Genomic DNA, 20,716 nt, shown 5'->3' with positions numbered 1-20,716 from the left:
TTACTATTCTTGATGAACGCAGTGACGCCAGACCAAGCTATCCAACTGTCGGCTGGACAGGCAGACAGTTGGGGGTCTTATATCTGGGCGCCTTAAAGCAAGCTGCCTGGCTCCGCTTCATAGGCCTCATGCAGCAAGCGAATAAATGGGGTGGCCTGCGCAATGTCATGCGGCCCTATGGCGGTTACGGCAATGCCTGGTGTCCATGAGTTCATCACTGCCGCACCGGATAAATCGGCAAGACGTCCGACGCTGATGTCTTCATGACGTTGGGGGATACCAAGCCGTTCCAGTTGCCGCTGAACGATGCTCATCATGGTGCCTCGCAACATATCCGCCTTTGGCCAGATAACGGTTTCACCGTCCCAGAAGACCAGGTTCCAAATGGTCGCCTCACTCAAGCGCCCATGGCGATCGGCAAATGCGGCATCGTCGAAGCCCTGGCGAATGGCCTGGTGCAGGTAATAGGTCTTGCCTGCCTCGCCAACATGCTTGATGGTGGCCAGAGGTCTTTCATGTTCCACGATACTCAGCCTCAGCGGCCCTTCAGGGCCATTGGATGGGGCGCTGGTACGAACGAGAACCGAGGGTTCTACATCCATGCTACCTGCGCTGAACTCGCCGTGGCGAGAAAAGACGGTCACGGTCAATGACAGGTCTTCTGGGCTCTCATCGATGGCTGCCTTGATACGAGACTGCAGCTGTTCGTCGGGTAGCGCCTTGCCAAAGAACTCGGTGGAGGCGTTGCGCAGACGCTCCAGGTGCAGGTCCAGCCCTTTGACCTTGCCACTTCGCACCTGCATCGCCGTAAAGTGGGCGAAACCTGAAAAGGCCAGGGGAACCAGTTCTGCCTGAGTGACGGGGCGGCCATCGAGCTGGGCTTGGTAGATGCTGGCTTCATTGGACATGGGGTTTGCTCCTGAGTGGATTCACATCAAAGAGCCGCTACCATAAACCCTGACAGCGCTGTCAGAGTCAAGGGGGTGAAATGAGACAATGAAAATAGGCGAACTATCAAAGCGCACCGGCGTGAGTGTTCGCATGCTGCGTTATTACGAGGCCGAAGGGCTGCTCAAGCCACAACGCACTACAAGCGGCTATCGTGATTATGATCCCGCAGAGATTCGCACTGTCGAACGGATCAGGCTGCTGGGCTCTGCAGGCATGACGCTGGCGACGATCCGCCAGTTCCTGCCGTGTGTGAGAGGCGACGGGCCCGTCTTTGAACCGTGTGACGAGCTGCGCAATACCTTGCACGAACAAATTCGCCTGGCCGACCAGAAAGCGCAAGAGCTGGCGCAAAGCCGGAAAGTTCTGGAGACATTTTTGTATGAAATAGGACATGAAATCGAGCAGGAGTAAATGGCTCGATCATGTGGCGTGAGAAAAACAAGCTTGTTGAAGCCCTTTTGGGAGCTGGTTCTTATAAGAAATCTTAAAAAAGGTCTTGAAAACAATTTATTTAAAACTGAAAAGATGGGTGGGACGGCGCATGAAAGTCAAACGTATCATGTCCAATATCGCGACATCAGATCTTGACAAAGCGAAGGCCTTTTACGGTGACATACTGGGTCTCGAGCTGATCATGGACCATGGTTGGTTCCAGACATATGGTTCAGATGCGACGATGAAAGCTCAAGTAAGCTTTGGAAACGAGGGCGGTTCAGGGACGCCAGTGCCTGACCTGTCGATCGAAGTCGACGACCTGGATACTGCACTGGCAAGGTTCATTAGTGCGGGTATTCCCATTGAATATGGGCCGGTAAGCGAGCCATGGGGAGTGCGACGGTTCTATGTTCGTGATCCCTTCGGAAAACTGGTCAATATTCTGCAGCATGAGGGTTGAAAAAATAAGCTCGGATGTTAGCTTGTCGTTGTTCGTGGTGCTGCCAAATGCGCATGAATTGCGCAGAGCAACGCACCAATGCCACAGCAGAAAAGTACTTCTCCAAGGTGCTGGATCTCGGAAGTCATCATCAGCCCGATACCTAGCATTAAATAATAGAGAAGACCAAGTACAGCGCCTGCTGTTCCTTTACGATCTGCATAATTCGCTAGTGCTGTTGCCAGGATATTGGGGATAGCAATGCCATAGGCCATCACGACCAGAACCATCGGCATGATGAATCTCCATGTCGATGCAATAGTCACTCCCATCGCGCCTATCAAGACCAGCAATGCTGCCAGCAACACCAGGAAGCTCGATGACCGCCCTGCCTTGAGCAGATAATGGTTCAACAGTGCTCCCAGGCCAACGCCACTGGCCATGGCCATGCCACTATAGCCAAACATTTCATTTGAAAGCCCCATTCTCTTGAAGTCGAAGGGAGCCAATTGATAGTAGGCAAAGAGGCATACATTGAATAACGCCACGAGCAGGGCTGTCCTCCAGATATCCTGGTCCTTGAGCATCATCATCAACGTCTGGGTAAGCGATACGCTGGCAATACGCGGGGGGCGAGTTTCTGGCAGCATGATAGTGGACCAGCCGAGCAACACTGCGGCGAGCATGGCCAGACAAGTAAACACACCCTGATAACCGGAATAATCTGTCAGTACGGCGCCACTGATCATGCCGAGAGCTGGACTGGCAGCCAGTGCCACCCCCATCAACGCAAAAATGCGGGCCAGTTTTTCGCCATGATAACTATCGCGAAGCATGGTTTGCGTACCCACTGAGCCTAGGGCTGCACCAAATGCCGCCAACATTCTTGCTATCAGCAGGCATTCAAAATTGGGGCTCAACAAGGCAACCAAAGAGGCTACGCCGTAGAGTGACAGCCCTGCCAGCATGGTGGGACGCCGCCCCCATTGATCGCATGAGCGCCCCCATGTCACCACCCCGAGTGCAAAGGCGAGAAAGTACAGCGATAGCGTTTGTCCCGCATGCTCCGCAGTGACGGAGAAGCCTCGGGCAATATCGGGTAATGCTGGACTATAGATGGTCTCGACGACCTGGGGGAACATCATCAGCGCTGTGGCCAATGGAAGCCCGGGAGGAAAGGGGCGTTGCATGATCTTTCATCGCCTGTAAGTGAATATGAGGCGATGGATCTTAGACATGCATCAAATGCTCTGTTACAACAATTATGACAATAAATGTTTGAGATCGGACAGATATGGCTTGGTTGCAGGCTGATGACGTTTTTTCACCTGATGTGTTGGGGCAACCTGTGGTGGGTATCGCAGCCGACCTGAGGCATCATGATTCAGGTGTCCATCAGCACCACATGGGGCAACTGCTGTTTGCCCAGCGTGGCTGTATTCGCATTACCCTGACGAACCAATTATGCATGCTGCCGCCGACGCGTGTTGCCTGGATTCCTCCTTCGGCACCCCATCGGGCTGAGATGATGGAGACGGTGGATTATCGATCCATTTACCTCGATACCAAACAGGTTGGGGGATTGCCGGAAAGTGTCCAGGTGCTCGAGGTGACGCCGTTGTTGAGGGCTATTCTGGAGCGTATTGCTCTATCGCGCTTCGATACCGACTGGCAAGGAGGGCCCGCTGCCCATCTTTTAGCGGTATGTCTGGATGAAATTCATGCAGCACGTCGGGAGCCTACGCTTTTGCCGTTACCGATGGATAGTCGTCTTGCCAGAATGTCGTTGCACGAATTACCGCCTCCTCTGGCGATACTTGCCACTCAGGTGGGAGCCAGTGAAAGGACCATTGGTAGGATATTTCGCCGCGAAACAGGACTTGGCTATCAGCAATGGCGTCAACAATGGCGCTTGATCAAGGCGATTGAGTTACTGGCAAGAGGAGCGCGCACGACGGGAGTGGCCAGTGTGCTTGGCTTCACCAGTGACAGCGCCTTCATCGCTTTCTTCCGCAAGATGACAGGGTTTTCTCCTCGGGCTTATCTAACTCGGCATGAAAGCTCGGAGTGATAGCATCAGTGGAGCAATGTTATGGCTCGGTGCAATCTGCCAAGGATGATCGTTGCCGCCGAGTAGTGAAGCAGGTGGTATTTGTGCTTTTCGATTCCGACAGTTATTCGATACTTGATGTCGACCACAAGAATAGGGAGCTTTCATGATGTTTTCCGGACTCAGTGCTTTTCCTTTGACACCGATGAATGAGAGCGGCATTGATGAGGCGGCGTTTGCCCGGCTGATCGATCGCCTGGTTGCTGCTGGGGTCGACTCCATCGGGGCGCTTGGATCGACGGGCAGCTATGCCTATCTCAATCGCGCTGAGCGGGAACAAGTGACACAGCTTGCAGTAGCACAGGCCGGCAAGGTGCCTGTGATCGTCGGTATTGGCGCTCTGCGTACCCGTGATGTGCTGGATGCGGCTGAGGATGCACAAAAAGCCGGGGCAAGCGGTGTATTGCTGGCGCCAATGTCGTATCAGAAGTTGTCTGAAGATGAAGTCTTCGGCCTGTTCGACAGCGTGACACGCCACCTGTCCGTGCCGTTATGTGTGTACGACAATCCGACGACCACACACTTTGAATTCAGTGACGAATTGCACGGTCGTATTGCCCAGCTACCGAATGTACGCTCGATCAAGATTCCCGGTGTGCCAGTGGAGCCCGAAGCAGCCAAGGCACGAGTCGATCGTCTTCGGGCACTGATCCCATCGCATGTGACCATTGGCGTCAGTGGTGATGTCCTGGCAGCAACGGGCCTGAACGCGGGCTGCGACGCATGGTACTCGGTCATCGGCGGGCTATTCCCTCGAACAGCTCTGGCGATTACCCGTGCCGCGCAGAGTGGCGATGTTCACCAGGCCATGCGCTTGTCCGAACGCTTGCAACCATTGTGGGAGCTGTTTGGCCAGTATGGTGGCAGTCTGCGTGTCATGGCCGCAGCAGCCGAGCTTCAGGGCCTGACCGAATCACCCTGTCTGCCGCTGCCTCTCAAGGCGCTGGATGGTCCTGGCAAACAGAAACTGGCAACGCTTCTCGAGGCACTGGAACTGACGTGATGTCATGGGGTTTCCGGCGCATGTCGGGACATACGCGTCAGCCATGCTTCCACGGCGGAAACGGCTTCTGATGTTGGGCGGTTGCGGGACTTGAGGATGTGATAGGACATTCCCTTGAGAACCGGCTCGGATACGACCCGCAACAGCCCCTGGTCGAGTTCCTCCTCTACCAGCAACAGGCTCAATAGTGCTACTCCGTGGCCCGCAACGGTGGCCTGAATCGCGTGGCTTTCCTCGGAATAACAGATGCCATGCTCCAGGCTTGCTGAGGCATATCCCGCGGCTTGTGCCCAGGCATCCCAGGTCAGATCTACCATCAGAGGACGATCCCAGTCGAAGTGGATCAAGGGCCACTGCGTGGCATCCTGGCCGAGTGTCGTCAGCAGAGAGGGGCAGGCAACCGGGGCAAAATGGTCCTCCATCAATAAGGTCGCTGCCAGACCTTCGAACGGACCATGCCCGTAGCGGATGGCCAGATCTGCTGTTGCCGAATTCAGATTGACCGGTGTGTTGGAAGCATGAACATGCAGGTCAATATCGGGATGTTCTGCCTGAAACGATGCCAGCCTTGGCACCAGCCACTTGCTCGCGAATGCCGGCGTCGTGGATAAAGTGACCGATGCTCGGCCGGCATTGCGCACTTGCTCGACACCTGCGGCAATGCTCTCCAGGCCGTTGCGTACAGCAGTGAATAACGTCAGTCCATTGGGCGTCAGCTCGACTTCCCGCACCTTGCGCAGAAACAAGGGGCTTTCGAAGTACTCCTCCAGATCACGAATACGGTGGCTGATGGCTGTCGGTGTGACAGCCAATTCCTCAGCCGCTTTCTTGAAGCTGCGTAAACGCGCGGCTGCCTCAAAAGCGCGAAGCGACGTCAGCGAAGGGAGGCGCATGCTCATATATGGGTGATCTCATGTCATCTATGTGCTGAGAATATATCGTTTGTTGCGTGTACTGGCTTCATCAAGACTTGCAGTTGATGAATATATATCACCTGAAAGGAGTTTGATGAACATGACCACACTATTGCACATCGATGCCAGCGCTCGCCCAGGAGGTTCTGACACTGCCGCCCATGGTTCGCATTCACGCCGACTGACTTCTCGCTTTGTCAGGCAGTGGACAACGCAGCACCCGGAAACACGAGTGATCTATCGAGATGTTGGCCTGGAGTCGCCGTCTCCCATTACGGGAAAGTGGATACATGCTGCCTTCACCCCTGCGCATGCCCGCGAAGACTGGATGCATGAGGAACTGCGTGCCAGCGATGTGCTGATCGATGAATTGCTTCAGGCCGATATCATTGTGGCAGGCGTGCCGATGTACAACTTTGGGCCTCCCGCGCAGTTCAAGGCATACATCGACAACATTGTACGTGTGGGGCGCACATTCGGATTCGACAGGAGCCGGGGAGGTGAGCCGTACTGGCCATTGCTGGCGGATGCCGGCAAGCGACTGGTGATTCTTTCATCGCGTGGTGACTACGGCTATCAGCCCGGTGGGCGTATCGCTCATCGCAACCATGTGGAGTCATCGGTACGCACGGCGTTTGCTTACATCGGCGTGACCGATGTGCATGAAGCGGCCATCGAGTACGACGAGTTTGCTGATCACCGCCTGGCCGCTTCGATCCAGCAAGGAGAGGCAGCCGTCGATGAGCTGGTGGCCAAGCTCGGTGACAAGCCGCTTGAAGGTGTTCAGCGCAGAGACCAGGAATGCCTGACTGGCTGAGAATACGCTCACCGCTGCTCACAGGTGCTTTTGCCTGAAGGTGCTTTTTATCTGGAGGTGCTTTTATCTAGAGGTGCTTTTATCTAGAGGTGCTTGCCTGGTCGGATTTCATGTACTATTGTTTGTTACATGAAAAAAGACAGCAGACTTTCCTCCGTTCTCCATGTGTTATTGCACATGGCACACAGCGGCCAGCCGCTCACCTCCGAGCAGTTGGCCGCTTTCCTGCGTACCAATGCCGTGGTGGTGCGGCGCTTGCTCGCCGGACTGCGTGAGCTGGGCTATGTCGACTCGGTTAAAGGGCACGGCGGTGGCTGGTCCATCACTTGTGACCTGAAGCAGGTCACGTTGCGCGATATCTATGATGCTGTGGGCACTCCTTCGGTATTTGCCATGGGCCACCGGGTCGAGGATCCACAATGTCTGGTGGAGCAGGCGGTGAACCAGGCACTCGATGAGGCCTTCCGTGATGCCGAAGCGTTGCTGATCGAACGCCTGGGTGATGTCACGCTGGCTGACCTGTCGGATGACTTCAGTCGGCGCTTTCGTATTCAGTCCAGGGCTTAGGCCTAGCTTCAGCCTTCAATGACAGCTTCCACTTCCACTTCAATTTCAACTCCAGTTTCCAACCCAGTCTCAAACCCAGGGAGTCACATCATGACCATTGAACGGCAGGCAAGGGATGCAGATGTCATCGTGATTGGCGGCAGTTATGCCGGCCAGTCGGCAGCCATGCAATTGGCCAGGGCACGCAAGCGAGTGGTGGTCATGGATGCCGGGTTACGCCGCAATCGCTTTGCCGCATCGTCCCATGGCCTGGTCGGTCAGGATGGACGTTCGCCTGATGCCATTGCCCTGGATGGGCGGCGCCAGGTGGAGGCATACCCCAATGTCGAGTGGTGGGAAGACTCGGCATTGCGGGCGCGCCATGGGAATCAGGGGTTTGAAGTGGAAAGCGCGTCGGGTCGGTGTTTTCAGGCTGCCACGCTGGTCATTGCAACCGGAGTGGTCGATGAATTGCCCGCTATAGAAGGGCTGGAACAACGTTGGGGGAAAAGCGTATTCCATTGTCCATATTGCCACGGATATGAGTTGGAGCAGGGGCGCATCGGTGTGATCGCCGTGGGCCCCATGTCCTTGCATCATGCCATGATGCTGCCGGATTGGGGGGATGTGACCCTGTTCACCAATCAGGCGTTGCAACCCGGTCCAGACGAGCACCAAGTGCTGATCGACAAGGGAGTGACCATTGAGCCGCAAGGCATCAAGCGCATTGTCGATACGGCCACGGTCGAGCTGCAGGATGGTAGACAGATCGCGCTCGATGGAATCTTTACCGTCAGCCGCACACGCATGGCGAGCCCGATTGCAGAACAGTTGGGATGTGTCATGGAAGAGGGGCCCATGGGGCCATATATCGTCACCGATGAAACCAAGGAAACCTCGGTACCCGGTGTGTTCGCGTGCGGTGATGCCGCGCGTATGGCAGGCAGCGTGTCCTTTGCTCTGGGAGATGGCGCCCAAGCGGGGATATCGGCACACCGTAAGCTCATCTTTGCGTGACATGCGGGTATTACACGGATGTATGCACGAATGACGTAGGTGACTTTCCCAGGACCCTGCGGAACATGCTGGAGAAGGCACTGGGGCTGTCATAACCGAGGTCCAGCGCCACCTGGGTGACCGGTGTACCGGACAACAGTCTGGGGAGTGCGGCCATCACGCAGGCCTGTTGCCGCCATGTGGCGAAAGACATTCCTGTCTGCTGGCGGAACAGCCGGCTGAAGGTACGCTGGCTCTTGTTCAGTTGGCGGGCCCAGTCCTCAGGACGGGTGCCAATGTGGGGTTGCTGCAGGAAGCTCTTGCACAGCCTGGCAAGGTGTTGCTCCCGGGGCAGAGGGGCAAACAGTGGCAATGTCTGTGCCAGGCGCAGCTCATGCAGAAGCAGTTGTGCCAGGGCTCCATCGCGTCCGTCTTCTTCATACTGCGCAGGCATGTTGGCAGATGCCAGCAGCAACTGATGCAGCAAGGGAGAAACGACCAGGACTTCGCAGTAGCTGGAAGGGCGTGGTGCTGCCTGCGGTTCTATGTACAGGCTACGCGTGCTGACACCGTGCATGCGTACCTGATGGCGCTTGCGTGCAGGAATCCAGACGCCGTTATAGGGCGGCACTACCCAGCTCCCATCATCGGTTTCGACTTCCATCAAGCCTGTCATGCCGTACAGGAACTGGGCGCGACGATGATCATGGGTATCGAGCAGCGTGCCGCGAGCGTAGTCGGTGCCGATGGCCACGATAGGGCGTGCGATGTGATCCACGCTGTGCAACGGGGTGTTGAGCATCGTCTTCTCCTGGCTGAAACAAGATGATTATTGTCCAGCCCTCGAGAGTCAGCCAGCACGGCACAAGCTATCGTCGATGGCACACATCAACGGATGGGAGCTTCGAGTGTATAGCGTGCTGTTGCTATGTGGAGGCATGGCGGGTGTCACCACGGTGCTGTTCGGGTTTGGCGGCGGCTTCGTCGTCGTTCCGCTGATGTATGCCATGCTGGTCATGAGTTATGGCGTAGACAGCGTAGTCGGCCAATCTGCGATGCATATTGCGGTGGCCACCTCCACGGCAGTGATGATTTTTGCTGCTCTGTTGTCGACCTGGCGGCACCAGCGGGCGGGAACACTGGCATGGCATCAAGTGAAGCCGCTGATCGGCTACATTGCCATCGGTGCTGTTGGTGGAGCGGCTGCGGCGCAGGCATTGAGTGGATCCTGGGTCCGCTGGGCTTTCGTTGTCTATCTGGCCGTCACGATCATGGACAGCATCCTGCGGCCCGGGTTCATGCAGGCAGAGACATCGCACATGCGTCCGATGGGGCGTTCGTTCACGGCTGCGGCAGGTACAGTCATCGGTGTCATTGCCGCGTTCCTGGGGGTGGGGGGCAGTGTGATGACGGTTCCTCTCATGCGCAGAAGGGGGGCGAGCATGACGGCGGCTACAGCCATGGCCAATCCGTTATCTTTGCCGATGGCCATCACCGCGACGACCACCTATGTGTTACTGGCCAGGCATGATGTCTCTCTGGGGCCTTGGCATGCAGGGTATGTCGATCTGAGAGCCTTCATGATGCTGGCGTTGGGATCATGGCTTGGCATTCAGCTTGCCTCAGCCTGGATCGGCCGTATTCCGGACCATGCTCACGCGAAGATCTATGTGTTGCTGCTGGTTCTGGCTCTGCTGGTCATGCTCGTGATCAGTTGATCCGTCCGCACTCCTCCAGCAAGCACTTTGCAAGTAAGCAAGTGCTTGCTGGTGGAGCCCGCTATTCATTCTCTAAGCGTGGATGGAAAACCCGGATGACAAGAGGCATGCCTATCATTCATCGCCATCGAAAAGTTCCGCCTTGGTATCGCGCATGGCACTTTCGCAGGCAGCATGCTGGGCAAGTTCCATGAGCAATTGCTGAGAGACAGCAAAGCCCTTGCCCAGGCAGGTATCGACCTCGCCTGATTCGATCTCGGGACAGACATTGAGATCTAGCGTCAGGGTGCGCTGCGCCCCATCAATACGTTCCGCAATATTGCGTAGATACCAAGCCAATCGGTATCTCCAGCCGGCTGATGCGTCCACACCTTCGGTGACGTTCAGGGTGCATTGCCACTCTGCCTTGTACACCTTCATAGCGAACCTCCTTGCTGGCTGTAGGGATGATTTAGCGCGTGTCGGTTGGCTGCTCCTTCGTGGGGTATGGATAGTGCAGGTATAGGTTACAGCATAAGTGTCCTTGGACAGGTTGCCACGCTGTTTATTGTTCTACCAGCGCGAATCTCCATGTCTTCACTGATGCGGAGCAAGACGTTAGTAAGTCCTCGCTGGGGGATGGAAAACGAGAGACACAACATTGGTTGATGTCGCTGTAGCCTGACGTATTGGCGCACCAGGCTGGTCTATGTTGTGCTGGACGTCATGACTTCGGACACCATGGTGGGCACATTGTTTCAAACGATGTCGCGTCCTTGTCGGTTTCATGCTGCTAGACTGGATGCGCGTTCTTGCATATTAACGCAGGGCGCAGCCAACCTTGCCTGGAGAATGCAGGTAAAAGTGGAAAGCCTCTCTATCCGGAGAGACTCAGGAAAAGGAAGAACAGGAGGGAATCATGCACAGCAATAGCTACACGTATCGTGGTGTCATGGCCATGTTGGCGCTGGCCTTGGCGAGTGGTGGACTGGCCTCATCGGCGATGGCACAGGATTCGATGGAACGACTGGCTGCGCCAGAAGGCGCCAAGGTGTATTTCATTTCACCTGCGGATGGCGATACCGTTTCCAGTTCGGTCACTGTACGCATGGGGCTGGAAGGTATGGGGGTGGCACCTTCCGGTGTCGAAATGGAAAATACTGGCCATCACCACGTGTTGATCGACACCCCCCTTGAATCACTGGATCTGGATGCTCCTCTGCCAGCCACCGACAATACCGTTCACTTCGGTGGTGGTCAGACAGAAACCACGCTGGAGCTTGAGCCGGGAGAGCATACTCTGCAGTTGTTGTTCAATGACTATCGCCATGTCAGCTTCGATCCGCCCGTCACATCGGATGTCATCACCATCCAGGTGGAGTGATATAGTCGCGACGGTTAGTACAGGCAATGCAGGAAGGTAAGGATGAAAGGGATTTCAATGTTTGGTGCCCTGCTGGGCATGGCACTTTTCTGCGTGGCCTGCACAGACCAGACTAAAAGAGCTGCGCCCTCGGAACTGGGGGCGCTGCCGGCCAGCTATCTGGGGCAGTTGCCCTGCGATGATTGCAAGGCGATTCGCTACGAACTATCCCTGTTCGATGACGATGAAGATTCCGATGCCCTCGGCGACGTTCCCAACGACGTTCCCAACGACGCTCTCAACTACGTTCTCAAACGGGTCTATCTGGGCCCGGGGGAGCTTCGACGTTTCCATGACCAGGGGCAATGGGCGGTGGAGCAGGACGGACTTCTGGTCATGGATGTCGATGGACAGAAGATGCGCTGGCAGATCGAACCGAATGGTGACTTGATCCTCATGAAAACGGAGGGCGATGATCCTGAGCCCGGCGCCAGGCTTTCTCGTCTGCCAGAGTATGTCGGTGAGCCGCTGGAGAATCGATACTGGCGCTTGATCGAGATCCAGGGAAAGGCAGTCTCGGTATCGGCAGGCCAGAGAGAACCCTATCTGGTGCTACGCTCTACTGACATGAGCCTGACAGGGTCAGGAGGGTGCCAATGGTTGTCAGGCAGCTATCAGCGTTCTGCCCAGGCCATCGAGATTTCCCCGCAATGGGGCAAAGTGGAAAGCGCCGATTGTCCTGCCCAGGCATCGACACAACAGCAGGCATTCATTGATGTGCTGCAACGGAGTGTCAGTTGGCGGGTTCTGGCTGATCGCTTGAACTTTCGGGATTCCCAGGGGGACGTGGTCGCACGTTTTGAGGTGGTTCATCTTTGACGCTGCCACTGACAATACGATCCCGGCCTTCTGCCTTGGCCTGGTAAAGCAAGCTATCGGCCTGGTTGACCAGAGCGTCAGGGGCCGTGCCGGGCGTGACATTGGTCAACCCCACGCTGATCGTGACGATGATCTGCTCGCCCTGGTGCCGTAGGGGTTGGGTTCTGAGACGCTCGCGGAAGCTTTCTATGACGGGCAACATTTCACGTTGTCCTGCACCGGGGAAGATCAACAGAAACTCCTCGCCTCCCCAGCGACACAGGGTGTCTGAACGGCGAAAGTGAGTCGTCAACATGTCCGCTATCTGTACCAGGCACTTGTCACCGACCCGATGACCATACTCGTCATTGATCAGCTTGAAGTGATCGACATCGATCAGTGCCAGACAGCAGGGCGATGGCGATCGGCGTTGCTGTTCCATGAGCTGGCGCAGATAGTCAGTGGCAAAACGACGATTGAACAGCCCCGTAAGCGCATCACGAGTGGCGATCTTGGTCAGGCTTCTTTCCTGTTTTTCAATCAGGTAGCTGATGATGATGACGAAGCACACCATCCCTGCCAGGGCCGCTGTGAGATTGATGGTCGCCATGGCGGGAGGTAGGCCGGGAGCGTCCTCAACTGGAGTGAATCCGTCAGGCAGGCGCTCCAGCAGAATGAACAGCAGCATGCCCAGCATTCCCAGTAATGCCGATTTCCAGCGGGTAATGGCCGGGCTGAGTGCTGCCAGGCAAGCCAGGGGTAACAGGTAATAATGAAACCCGGGCATGTTGCCCAGCACTATTGTGACAATGGCAGCATGGCCATATGCCTCAGTGGCAATCAGATAGATGGCAAGTCGATGGGCTCCCTTGTAGTTGGCAACCAGGGAAGCACACCACATGCTGACGCTCAGCACATTGAGCAGCGCAAGATAAGGATGCCCATAGACCCAGAACAGGGGAATGAAGGAAAGATGCGCCAGTGCGCCAAGGACAGCCGTCCACTGAACAAGCACTGATTTGCGATATTCCTGGGCGAGGACAACGTTGAGTTCAGGAACCGAGAATGGGGGCATAAAGCGTGATTCAGGCACCGTGCTGTGCAGGGACAAGTGTATAGTACTTTAGCAGAGAGCTGAATCAGTCAGTGTAGGGAGGAAGAAAGAAAAAAGAATAAGGCAAGTGTTCCGGCCCACTGCTACTAAACCGTATGAGACGAAGTGGGTGCCGGAACGATATGGACCAGCCATACGCTGATCAGAGGAATTACTGAGGCATCTCAGCGCTGTGGTAGACGTTCTGCACATCATCGAGTTCGTTGAGCATGTCCAGCAGTTTCTCGAACATCGGGATGTCATCGTCTGCCAGCGGTGTGGCGGCCTGAGGCAGGAACTGAATCTCATCAATCTCGAACTCCACATCACCGAAAGCGGCGCGCAGAGCCTCACGGGTCTTGGCGTAATCGGTCGGTGGAGCGAAGACGGTGATCAGGCCATTCTCGTTTTCGATATCCGTGACGTCGACTTCCGCTTCCATCAACGCTTCCAGGGCGGCTTCTTCATCGTCGCCGGGGAAGGCCAGGATCGCCAGGTGATCGAACATGTGGCTGACACTGCCGGGAGTGCCGATCTTGCTCTTGGTCTTGGTAAAGCAGGCGCGAACGTCGCCGAAGGTACGGTTGGGGTTATCGGTGAGGCATTCCACGATGACCATGATGTTGCCCGGACCGAAGCCTTCGTAACGAGCCGGTGAATAATCCTCGCCACCGGCACCGGAAGCCTTGTCCAGGGCTTTATCGATGACGTGGGAGGGCACCTGGTCCTTCTTGGCGCGATCGATCAGGCCGCGCAGTGCCAGGTTGCCGTTGGGGTCGGTACCCCCGGACTTGGCGCATACATAAATTTCACGCCCATACTTGCTGTAGACCTTGGTCTTGGCCGCAGCCGTCTTGGCCATGGATTCCTTGCGGTTTTGGAAGGCCCTGCCCATTGCGTTGTCCTGTAATGTGAAACACAAGATGGGATTTTACGAAACGCTGCCCCGGGCGAACAGCCCTAAATTCTCCAGACGCGTGTTCTGTCGAAAGGCATTGGTCGAACCATGAGGATGATGTCTACACTTCGTGGGGGAACCTTCGTGAGTGAACAATGGCGACCGAGGTCTGCGAAGTTTGCCATGGATCATCTTGATTATCAGAAAATGCTCTTGTCCCGCCATGCGCGCAGCGAACTTCCCTTTCCGGAGGGCGAATTCGACATGCGCGTCGCCCGCGTGCGCGAGGTCATGCAGCGTGAAGGATTGGATGCCTTGCTGGTGTCTTCCGCTGCTGACATCTTCTATCTGTGTGGATATCACACCTTCGAAGTCTCGGTGCATGCTGCGCTGGTGGTGACGGATACGCATACCTTGCTGCAGGTGGCATCCATCGAGACGGGCGCTGCCGTAGTGACGGCCAAGGTCGACGAACTGGTGAGCTATCGCTGGGAAGCGCCGGAAGAGGTGATCGGGCCGCTCGCGGATGCGCTCAGCGGTTGTCGCCAGGTCGGCTTCGATGGGCTGGGAAGTGGCCTGCGTGTTGGCGTGATACAGCGCTTGCAGGCGCGGCTGGGAAGTGAATGCTTTGTTGACCGAACTGCCGCAGTGATGGCTGAGCTGCGCCTGGTCAAGAGTCCACGGGAACTGGCTTGCCTGGAGCGCAGCGCTCGGATGACCGAAGCGGGCCTGACGTCTGCTCTCGATATGGTCGCGGAAGGCGTGCAGGACAATGAGGTGGCGGCGGAAGGTGCACGAGCCATGCTGGCCGCCGGCAGTGAGTTCTTCAGCCTTGGGCCCATTGTCACCGTGGGCGCGCGTAGTGGCCTCATCCATGTCAACCACAAGCGCCATGTCATTGCCCAGGGCGACGTCGTGTTTCTGGAATTTGGCGCAGTATGGCAGCGCTATACGGCTCCCTGCATGCGAACAGCGGTCATTGGTCAGCCAGACGATGAGATGAGCCGTGCGGCTGAGTTATGCCTTCGGCTGCAACAGCGGTTGTGCGATGCCATGCAGCCTGGTGCCAGCTTCGAGGAGGTTGCCCGGATGGCTGCGGAAGAGCTGGCGCCATGGCGGGAAACCCTGTTCCACTCGGGCGTGTTCGGCTATGCGGTCGGGGCCCAGTTTCCACCCAGTTGGGTAGAAGGTACAGGCTTTATCGCTCCCGGTCAGCAGCGACACCTGGCCAAGGACATGGTCTTCCATCTCCCGTTGTGCCTGCGTTCTCCTGGGCGCTGGGGGATAGGCCTGAGTCATACGGTACGTGTTACCGAACGGGGGGCCGTACCGATCACCAGCCACGATGGGCAATTGGTGATTCGGTAAAGTGCCCCCACCGAGCGCCATACAGAGCATCCATAGAAAGATCTTATCCCGCTAACAGAAAAATCCCGCTAACAGAAAAGGCTGGGCTACACTGTCGGGTTCCTGTTTCGGCATGGAGGCCCGATGCATGCTTCGTTTCTTCGAGAATCTGGTCAACCCTTATCCAGAGGAAGTGCCACGGACCCCGCCGGAGGGTCTGTGGCCCTTTGTGCTGTACTACTCACGGCCATTCCTTGGCCTGCTGTTGGCCATGTCGGTCGCGACGGCTCTTGTATCGGCAGCCGAAGTACTGTTTTTCCACTACATGGGGACGTTGGTCGATTGGTTGTCCACGGCTGATCGTGACACCTTTGTCGAACAGCATGCTCTCAAGCTGGTGGTCCTGAGTGTCCTGGTTCTGATCGGGGTGCCGGTGCTGGTGTTGATGCGTTCTTTGCTGACGCATCAAGGTGTCTTCGGCAACTACCCGATGCTGGGGCGGTGGCTGTCGCACCGTCTGATGCTGCGCCAGAGCTTGGCCTTCTTTCATGACGAGTTTGCTGGTCGCGTTTCCCAGAAGGTGATGCAGACCGCGTTGGCGCTGCGCGAAACTGTCACCAAACTTCTCGATATGCTGGTCTATGTGCTGGTCTATTTCACCGGCGCACTGCTGTTGCTGGGTAGTGCTGAGCCTTGGCTGATGGCGCCATTGGTGATCTGGCTGTTGGGCTATGGGGGATTGATGCGCCACTTCATTCCACGCCTGCGCAGGGTATCGATGGAGCAGGCCGATGCCCGGGCAGTAATGACAGGCCGCGTGGTAGATAGCTACAGCAACATCCAGACCATCAAGCTGTTTGCAGACGAGACGCTGGAGCAGAACTATGCACGGGAGTCCATGGATGTCTTCATGAGTACCGTGCATCGACAGATGCGTCTGGCCACGGGGCTGACCGTCACCTTGACGGTGCTCAATACGATGCTGCTCGTCAGCATGGCGGGACTGGCGGTACTTGCCTGGCATCAGCAATGGGTGTCTCCAGGAGTGACGGCCGTTGCCATTGCCCTGGTCATGCGGGTGCGTGCCATGTCCGACTGGATCCTGTGGGAAGTGGCCGGACTGTTCGAGAACATTGGTACCGTTCAGGATGGCATCAATACCCTGTCCCGCTCCCCTGAAGTCGTGGATGCTCTGGATGCGACACAGCTTGAGGTTAGTCGTGGCGCGATTCATTTCGAAAACCTGCATTTTGGTTATTCCCGTGGCCGTCGCCAGGGGGTACGCGTATTCGATGGTTTTGATCTCGACATCGCACCTGGCGAGAAAGTTGGCATCATCGGTCGTTCCGGGGCTGGCAAGTCGACGTTGGCGTCATTGTTGCTGCGTTTTCATGATCTGGAGAAAGGGCGTATCACGATCGATGGCCAGGATATCTCCCGGGTCACCCAGACATCGCTGCGCCACCAGATTGGCATGGTCACCCAGGATACCTCCTTGTTACACCGATCATTGCGGGACAACCTGCGCTATGGCTGCGAGAACGCCTCCGACGAGGATATCTGGCGGGCAGTGAGCCAGGCTCATGCCGGAGACTTCATTGAATCGCTGGTGGATCCTCATGGTCGCCGCGGCCTGGACGCACTGGTAGGCGAGCGTGGTGTCACACTGTCCGGTGGGCAACGGCAGCGTATCGCCATTGCTCGCGTGCTGCTCAAGAATGCGCCGATTCTGGTACTGGATGAGGCCACATCTGCCCTGGATTCTGAGGTGGAAGCAGCCATCCAGGAGCAGTTGTATACCTTGATGGAAGGCAAGACGGTGATTGCCATTGCGCATCGTCTTTCGACCATTGCCATGCTGGACCGCCTGGTGGTGATCGATGCCGGGCGCATTGTCGAAATGGGCGATCACGCCAGTCTTCTGGCCGCGGGTGGGCTCTATGCCTCCTTGTGGCGGCGCCAGTCTGGTGGTTTTTTAGGAATTGATGTGGAGGTTCCAGAGGAGGCTTGACCGAAGGCAGAAGATGCTTTTCGAGGTAAGCGTAAAATGCATCGACCTGAGTGCTGAGCGAGCTTGAGGGCCAAGGATTCGTTTGCCCAATGGATTCATTGCTCGGTGAGAAAGGCCAGCAGACGCAGGTGATGCATTTCGTTTTACCTATGAGGCATTGCAATGCCAGTCAGTACTTCATTCAGGCTTACCTCCGAAAAACGGCCCCTTGGGCGGCGTTGGTGGCCTGTGGTGTTGTACGCTACCTTCCTGCTGGTAATGGTCTGCAGTATCACCTGGTTACTACGCGAACAGTATGTTGCGGAGATTCAAGGTGCGCGGGGGCGTCTTCACGCCAAAAGCGATCTGGTCGTAGAGCTGGTAGAGCGCTCTTTTTCTACGACGGAACAAGTGCTGGTAGGGCTGTCCGATCTGTTTGATACCGCAGGGCAGCCGATAGTCATGAAACACTCGGACGAAGTCAGTGCCTTCCTGCGCAAGCGTGGCTCTGGTCTCGATTTCATCGATGAATTGTTTGTCATGGATACCGCTGGCAGGACTATTGCCACTTCTAGTTCTGGGGCCAGCGGTCCCCCTGAGCTATGGCAGGAGCAGTCTCCTCCTCGATTCCAGTCATCGACACACAGTGATGTGTTGATCACCCCTCTGTATTGGTCTGAACAGGCGCAAGATTATCGTATTCTGATGGCATTGCGCCTGCGTGATGCCAGTGGCGAGGTCCGCGCTCTGGCTGTGGCGCGTATCATGCCAATAAAGCTTGATGGAATGCTGAGCGATATCGATCTGCAGTCTGGAGAAAGCATTGCCATCATCGACTCCAATGGACGTCTAGTCACACGTAAGCCAGCTGCAAAGATTAGGCTCGGTAATGTGATCGCGGCGGCCAGCACGACAGATAGCTTCCAGGATGGGGAAGGCCCCTGGGAGTATTCCAGAGCATCGCGTGTGGATGGCAAGCACCGTCTCTATGTTGCGCATCGTACAGACTTTGTTCCTTTATTGGTGATATCGGGACAGGGAACCGAGGAGCTTCTTGCTGGCTGGACCCAGCGGTTATGGGCACTAGTGTTTGCCGGCCTGCTGTTGGCGTTGCTGGGGGGCTGGCTGATTCGCCACATTCTGGCCCTGTGGCAGGCAAAGGAAGCCTTGCGGTATGAAGTGATTGAACGCCAAAAGGCCCAGGAAGATGCCATGAGCCGAGAGGCTCGCCTGCGGGCACTGATTGGCTCGATGCAGGACATGCTCTTCGTGTTCGATACCGCAGGGCATTTCGTCTATATCCATGCCGGAGATGAAAGCATGCTTCTGACACCGAAGTCAGAGCTGCTTGGCATGAACATTCGCGAGGTCCTGCCAGCGGATGTTTCTGTGCAGATTGATGTTGCCCTCTCTGATGTCGAGTCTACTCGGGCTCCCCAACTTGTCGATTATTGCCTTGAGCTGGGAGACGAACTGCATTTTTTCAGCGCCCTGTTGAGTCCTCTGGTATACGAAGAGCATGGTGAGCTGCGCGGCGTTCTGGCAGTGGTGCGGGATGTGACCGAGGAACAGGCCCAGCAGGTGCAGTTGCGTATCGCTGCACTGGCCTTTGAAACCCATCTCGGGATGATGATCACTGATGTTCAAGGAAATATTCTCAAGGTCAACCATACCTTTACCAGAATCACTGGGTATATAGAGAGTGAGGTCGTGGGCAGGACTCCATCCATGCTCAGCTCAGAGCTGCATGAAGAGGAGGTTCACCAGCGGCTGTGGGGAGCGGTGCTGGAATATGGCAGTTGGCAGGGAGAGCTCTGGAGTCGGCGCAAGAATGGTGAAACCTACCCCCAGTGGCTGACCATCAGTGCGGTAAAGGATGAGTGTGGACAGTGCACACATTATGTAGGAACCCTGAGTGATATCAGCGAGAGCAAGGCGGCTGAACGAGAGATTCATCAGCTGGCTTTCTTCGATACCTTGACGGGCTTGCCCAATCGCCGCTTGATGCTGGAACGCATCGATAAGGCCCTTGCCAGTCACCGCCGCAATGAGGAACTTGGTGCCTTGATATTCCTCAACCTGGATGACTTCAAGCAGGTCAATGAAGCACTGGGCTACCAAGGTGGCGATGAATTACTGAAATGCATGGCACAGCGTCTGGAATCGGTTCTGCAGGAGGGTGACAGTCTGGCGCGTTTTGGCGGCGATGAGTTTGTCGTGTTGATTGGCGAGCTGGAGGCGAGTACGCAGGTGGAGTGTCGAGCGGCAGAATGCGTGGCTCGGACATTGCTGGATGTACTGGAACAACCCATTACCCTGGCGGGCCAGACGTTGACCGTCACCGCCAGCATCGGCATTACCTTGCTGCGTAATGATGTGACGGCAGATGAGTTGTTACGCCAGGCCGATATGGCGTTATTCCAGGCCAAGTCCCTGGGGCGCAACATGGCCTGTTTCTTCGATCTGGAGATGCAGGAGCGCATCCGGCAGCGGACTCAGCTGGAGAAGGATCTGGGCCAGGCACTGGGCAATGAAGAGCTCTTCCTGGTCTATCAATACCAGGTGGATGAATTCGGCAAGACTATCGGTGCTGAAGCTCTGCTACGCTGGCGCCATCCTCTGCGCGGGCTGGTGCCTCCCTCGGAGTTTATCCCTATCGCCGAGCAACAGCAGGTGATCCACCAGATTGGTCTATGGGTGATAGAAACGGCCTGTCAAACGCTGGTGGCCTGGTCGCAGAGCGACATGTGGACGACCCTCTCCCTATCGGTCAATGTCAGCCCGAAGCAGTTTCATGCACCTGATTTCGTGCAGCGGGTCGATGAAATCCTGCGGAGAACCAAAGCACCAGCGAACAAGCTCAAGCTCGAGGTGACGGAATCATTGTTCATGGATGACCATGAGGATATCCGTCAACGAATGATAGCGCTCAAGTCTCTGGGCGTGACCTTCGCTCTCGACGACTTTGGTACAGGCTATTCATCGTTTTCCTATCTCAAGCGTTTACCTCTGGACCAGCTAAAGATCGACCAGTCCTTCGTCCGCGACGTGCTGGACAACAGTACCAGTTCAGCCATTGTGGCAAGCACCATTGCCCTGGCGCATACTCTCGAACTCGATGTGATTGCAGAAGGTGTGGAGAACGAGGCTCAACGCGCCTGGTTGCTGGAAAATGGCTGCCATTGCTTTCAGGGTTACCTGTTCAGCATCCCCGCGCCTCTTGACCAGGGTCCAGAGACCTCCTGCGCATGATGATTCC

Annotated in this window: 20 protein-coding genes; 13 read left to right on the top strand and 7 right to left on the bottom strand. The window is 56.3% G+C overall.

What is annotated here, in order from left to right:
- Positions 1-92 precede the first annotated feature (92 nt).
- Entirely contained in the window at positions 93-908 is an 816-nt protein-coding gene (locus tag E4T21_RS16710; protein ID WP_149286121.1) for an aminotransferase class IV family protein, read from the bottom strand.
- A gap of 88 nt (positions 909-996) precedes the next feature.
- Between E4T21_RS16710 and E4T21_RS16705 the strand changes: the two genes are divergently transcribed.
- Positions 997-1,362, top strand: coding sequence for a MerR family transcriptional regulator (locus tag E4T21_RS16705; protein WP_149286120.1), 366 nt, complete (start codon positions 997-999; stop codon positions 1,360-1,362).
- Positions 1,363-1,492: 130 nt separating this feature from the next.
- On the top strand, positions 1,493-1,846 hold the full coding sequence (locus E4T21_RS16700; RefSeq protein ID WP_149286119.1) for a VOC family protein: 354 nt from the start codon (positions 1,493-1,495) through the stop codon (positions 1,844-1,846).
- A gap of 17 nt (positions 1,847-1,863) precedes the next feature.
- Here E4T21_RS16700 and E4T21_RS16695 read toward each other — a convergent pair whose 3' ends face one another.
- The gene (locus tag E4T21_RS16695; protein ID WP_149286118.1) at positions 1,864-3,015 is read right to left on the bottom strand and encodes a multidrug effflux MFS transporter; all 1,152 of its coding nucleotides are present in this window, start codon (positions 3,013-3,015) and stop codon (positions 1,864-1,866) included.
- A gap of 104 nt (positions 3,016-3,119) precedes the next feature.
- Between E4T21_RS16695 and E4T21_RS16690 the strand changes: the two genes are divergently transcribed.
- Together E4T21_RS16690 and E4T21_RS16685 are read left to right on the top strand one after the other, a co-directional pair.
- Complete coding sequence (locus E4T21_RS16690) at positions 3,120-3,896, top strand: AraC family transcriptional regulator (protein WP_149286117.1); 777 nt, start codon at positions 3,120-3,122, stop codon at positions 3,894-3,896.
- A gap of 148 nt (positions 3,897-4,044) precedes the next feature.
- Positions 4,045-4,938 carry a dihydrodipicolinate synthase family protein gene (locus E4T21_RS16685; protein ID WP_149287289.1) on the top strand — a complete coding sequence of 298 codons (894 nt, stop codon included), beginning with the start codon at positions 4,045-4,047 and terminating at the stop codon, positions 4,936-4,938.
- 2 nt (positions 4,939-4,940) lie between these two features.
- Here E4T21_RS16685 and E4T21_RS16680 read toward each other — a convergent pair whose 3' ends face one another.
- Positions 4,941-5,837, bottom strand: a complete 897-nt coding sequence (locus tag E4T21_RS16680) for a LysR substrate-binding domain-containing protein (protein WP_149286116.1) — start codon at positions 5,835-5,837, stop codon at positions 4,941-4,943.
- Positions 5,838-5,952: 115 nt separating this feature from the next.
- Between E4T21_RS16680 and E4T21_RS16675 the strand changes: the two genes are divergently transcribed.
- The 3 genes from E4T21_RS16675 to E4T21_RS16665 all read left to right on the top strand — a co-directional run bounded on the left by E4T21_RS16675 (position 5,953) and on the right by E4T21_RS16665 (position 8,232).
- On the top strand, positions 5,953-6,669 hold the full coding sequence (locus E4T21_RS16675; RefSeq protein WP_149286115.1) for an FMN-dependent NADH-azoreductase: 717 nt from the start codon (positions 5,953-5,955) through the stop codon (positions 6,667-6,669).
- A 129-nt stretch (positions 6,670-6,798) separates the two neighbouring features.
- Positions 6,799-7,236, top strand: a complete 438-nt coding sequence (locus E4T21_RS16670; protein ID WP_149286114.1) for an Rrf2 family transcriptional regulator — start codon at positions 6,799-6,801, stop codon at positions 7,234-7,236.
- A 90-nt stretch (positions 7,237-7,326) separates the two neighbouring features.
- Positions 7,327-8,232 (top strand): NAD(P)/FAD-dependent oxidoreductase, encoded by a 906-nt coding sequence (locus tag E4T21_RS16665; RefSeq protein WP_149286113.1) that lies wholly within the window; start codon positions 7,327-7,329, stop codon positions 8,230-8,232.
- Between the two features lie 10 nt (positions 8,233-8,242).
- Here the strand turns inward: E4T21_RS16665 and E4T21_RS16660 are convergent, their stop codons facing one another.
- Positions 8,243-9,013, bottom strand: coding sequence for an AraC family transcriptional regulator (locus tag E4T21_RS16660; RefSeq protein WP_149286112.1), 771 nt, complete (start codon positions 9,011-9,013; stop codon positions 8,243-8,245).
- Between the two features lie 106 nt (positions 9,014-9,119).
- Between E4T21_RS16660 and E4T21_RS16655 the strand changes: the two genes are divergently transcribed.
- The gene (locus tag E4T21_RS16655; protein WP_149286111.1) at positions 9,120-9,929 is read left to right on the top strand and encodes a sulfite exporter TauE/SafE family protein; all 810 of its coding nucleotides are present in this window, start codon (positions 9,120-9,122) and stop codon (positions 9,927-9,929) included.
- A gap of 114 nt (positions 9,930-10,043) precedes the next feature.
- Here E4T21_RS16655 and E4T21_RS16650 read toward each other — a convergent pair whose 3' ends face one another.
- Positions 10,044-10,349: a hypothetical protein gene (locus E4T21_RS16650; protein ID WP_149286110.1), complete on the bottom strand. Its 306-nt coding sequence runs from the start codon at positions 10,347-10,349 to the stop codon at positions 10,044-10,046.
- 478 nt (positions 10,350-10,827) lie between these two features.
- Here E4T21_RS16650 and E4T21_RS16645 point away from each other — a divergent pair, with 478 nt between their 5' ends.
- Positions 10,828-11,292 carry a DUF4399 domain-containing protein gene (locus E4T21_RS16645; RefSeq protein ID WP_240349191.1) on the top strand — a complete coding sequence of 155 codons (465 nt, stop codon included), beginning with the start codon at positions 10,828-10,830 and terminating at the stop codon, positions 11,290-11,292.
- Positions 11,293-11,334: 42 nt separating this feature from the next.
- A complete protein-coding gene (locus E4T21_RS16640; protein ID WP_149286109.1) occupies positions 11,335-12,150 on the top strand; it encodes an META domain-containing protein in 816 nt (271 codons plus the stop codon).
- On the opposite strand, the gene E4T21_RS16635 is transcribed toward E4T21_RS16640, so the two are convergent.
- The gene (locus E4T21_RS16635) at positions 12,065-13,204 is read right to left on the bottom strand and encodes a GGDEF domain-containing protein (protein WP_149286108.1); all 1,140 of its coding nucleotides are present in this window, start codon (positions 13,202-13,204) and stop codon (positions 12,065-12,067) included. The genes E4T21_RS16640 and E4T21_RS16635 overlap by 86 nt on opposite strands.
- A 190-nt stretch (positions 13,205-13,394) precedes the next feature.
- Positions 13,395-14,117, bottom strand: coding sequence for a YebC/PmpR family DNA-binding transcriptional regulator (locus tag E4T21_RS16630; RefSeq protein WP_149286107.1), 723 nt, complete (start codon positions 14,115-14,117; stop codon positions 13,395-13,397).
- A gap of 186 nt (positions 14,118-14,303) precedes the next feature.
- On the opposite strand from E4T21_RS16630, the gene E4T21_RS16625 reads away from it, so the two are divergent.
- From E4T21_RS16625 to E4T21_RS16615, 3 genes are all read left to right on the top strand, one after another.
- Positions 14,304-15,488, top strand: coding sequence for a M24 family metallopeptidase (locus E4T21_RS16625; protein WP_149286106.1), 1,185 nt, complete (start codon positions 14,304-14,306; stop codon positions 15,486-15,488).
- 127 nt (positions 15,489-15,615) lie between these two features.
- Complete coding sequence (locus tag E4T21_RS16620) at positions 15,616-17,478, top strand: ABC transporter ATP-binding protein (protein ID WP_187775027.1); 1,863 nt, start codon at positions 15,616-15,618, stop codon at positions 17,476-17,478.
- Positions 17,479-17,640: 162 nt separating this feature from the next.
- Positions 17,641-20,709 carry a bifunctional diguanylate cyclase/phosphodiesterase gene (locus E4T21_RS16615; RefSeq protein WP_149286104.1) on the top strand — a complete coding sequence of 1,023 codons (3,069 nt, stop codon included), beginning with the start codon at positions 17,641-17,643 and terminating at the stop codon, positions 20,707-20,709.
- Positions 20,710-20,716: the final 7 nt, after the last annotated feature.

Source organism: Halomonas binhaiensis, assembly GCF_008329985.2.
GTDB lineage: Bacteria > Pseudomonadota > Gammaproteobacteria > Pseudomonadales > Halomonadaceae > Halomonas > Halomonas binhaiensis.
The sequence above is the reverse complement of the archived record's forward strand: the minus strand, read 5'-3'. Positions and strand labels throughout refer to the sequence as shown.

Bases quoted from the DNA above. Each gene is read 5' to 3' on its own strand.
- E4T21_RS16710 (WP_149286121.1), bottom strand. From the start codon at position 908: ATGTCCAATGAAGCCAGCATCTACCAAGCCCAGCTCGATGGCCGCCCC.
- E4T21_RS16705 (WP_149286120.1), top strand. From the start codon at position 997: ATGAAAATAGGCGAACTATCAAAGCGCACCGGCGTGAGTGTTCGCATG.
- E4T21_RS16700 (WP_149286119.1), top strand. From the start codon at position 1,493: ATGAAAGTCAAACGTATCATGTCCAATATCGCGACATCAGATCTTGAC.
- E4T21_RS16695 (WP_149286118.1), bottom strand. From the start codon at position 3,015: ATGCAACGCCCCTTTCCTCCCGGGCTTCCATTGGCCACAGCGCTGATG.
- E4T21_RS16690 (WP_149286117.1), top strand. From the start codon at position 3,120: ATGGCTTGGTTGCAGGCTGATGACGTTTTTTCACCTGATGTGTTGGGG.
- E4T21_RS16685 (WP_149287289.1), top strand. From the start codon at position 4,045: ATGTTTTCCGGACTCAGTGCTTTTCCTTTGACACCGATGAATGAGAGC.
- E4T21_RS16680 (WP_149286116.1), bottom strand. From the start codon at position 5,837: ATGAGCATGCGCCTCCCTTCGCTGACGTCGCTTCGCGCTTTTGAGGCA.
- E4T21_RS16675 (WP_149286115.1), top strand. From the start codon at position 5,953: ATGACCACACTATTGCACATCGATGCCAGCGCTCGCCCAGGAGGTTCT.
- E4T21_RS16670 (WP_149286114.1), top strand. From the start codon at position 6,799: ATGAAAAAAGACAGCAGACTTTCCTCCGTTCTCCATGTGTTATTGCAC.
- E4T21_RS16665 (WP_149286113.1), top strand. From the start codon at position 7,327: ATGACCATTGAACGGCAGGCAAGGGATGCAGATGTCATCGTGATTGGC.
- E4T21_RS16660 (WP_149286112.1), bottom strand. From the start codon at position 9,013: ATGCTCAACACCCCGTTGCACAGCGTGGATCACATCGCACGCCCTATC.
- E4T21_RS16650 (WP_149286110.1), bottom strand. From the start codon at position 10,349: ATGAAGGTGTACAAGGCAGAGTGGCAATGCACCCTGAACGTCACCGAA.
- E4T21_RS16645 (WP_240349191.1), top strand. From the start codon at position 10,828: ATGCACAGCAATAGCTACACGTATCGTGGTGTCATGGCCATGTTGGCG.
- E4T21_RS16640 (WP_149286109.1), top strand. From the start codon at position 11,335: ATGAAAGGGATTTCAATGTTTGGTGCCCTGCTGGGCATGGCACTTTTC.
- E4T21_RS16635 (WP_149286108.1), bottom strand. From the start codon at position 13,204: ATGCCCCCATTCTCGGTTCCTGAACTCAACGTTGTCCTCGCCCAGGAA.
- E4T21_RS16630 (WP_149286107.1), bottom strand. From the start codon at position 14,117: ATGGGCAGGGCCTTCCAAAACCGCAAGGAATCCATGGCCAAGACGGCT.
- E4T21_RS16625 (WP_149286106.1), top strand. From the start codon at position 14,304: ATGGATCATCTTGATTATCAGAAAATGCTCTTGTCCCGCCATGCGCGC.
- E4T21_RS16620 (WP_187775027.1), top strand. From the start codon at position 15,616: ATGCTTCGTTTCTTCGAGAATCTGGTCAACCCTTATCCAGAGGAAGTG.
- E4T21_RS16615 (WP_149286104.1), top strand. From the start codon at position 17,641: ATGCCAGTCAGTACTTCATTCAGGCTTACCTCCGAAAAACGGCCCCTT.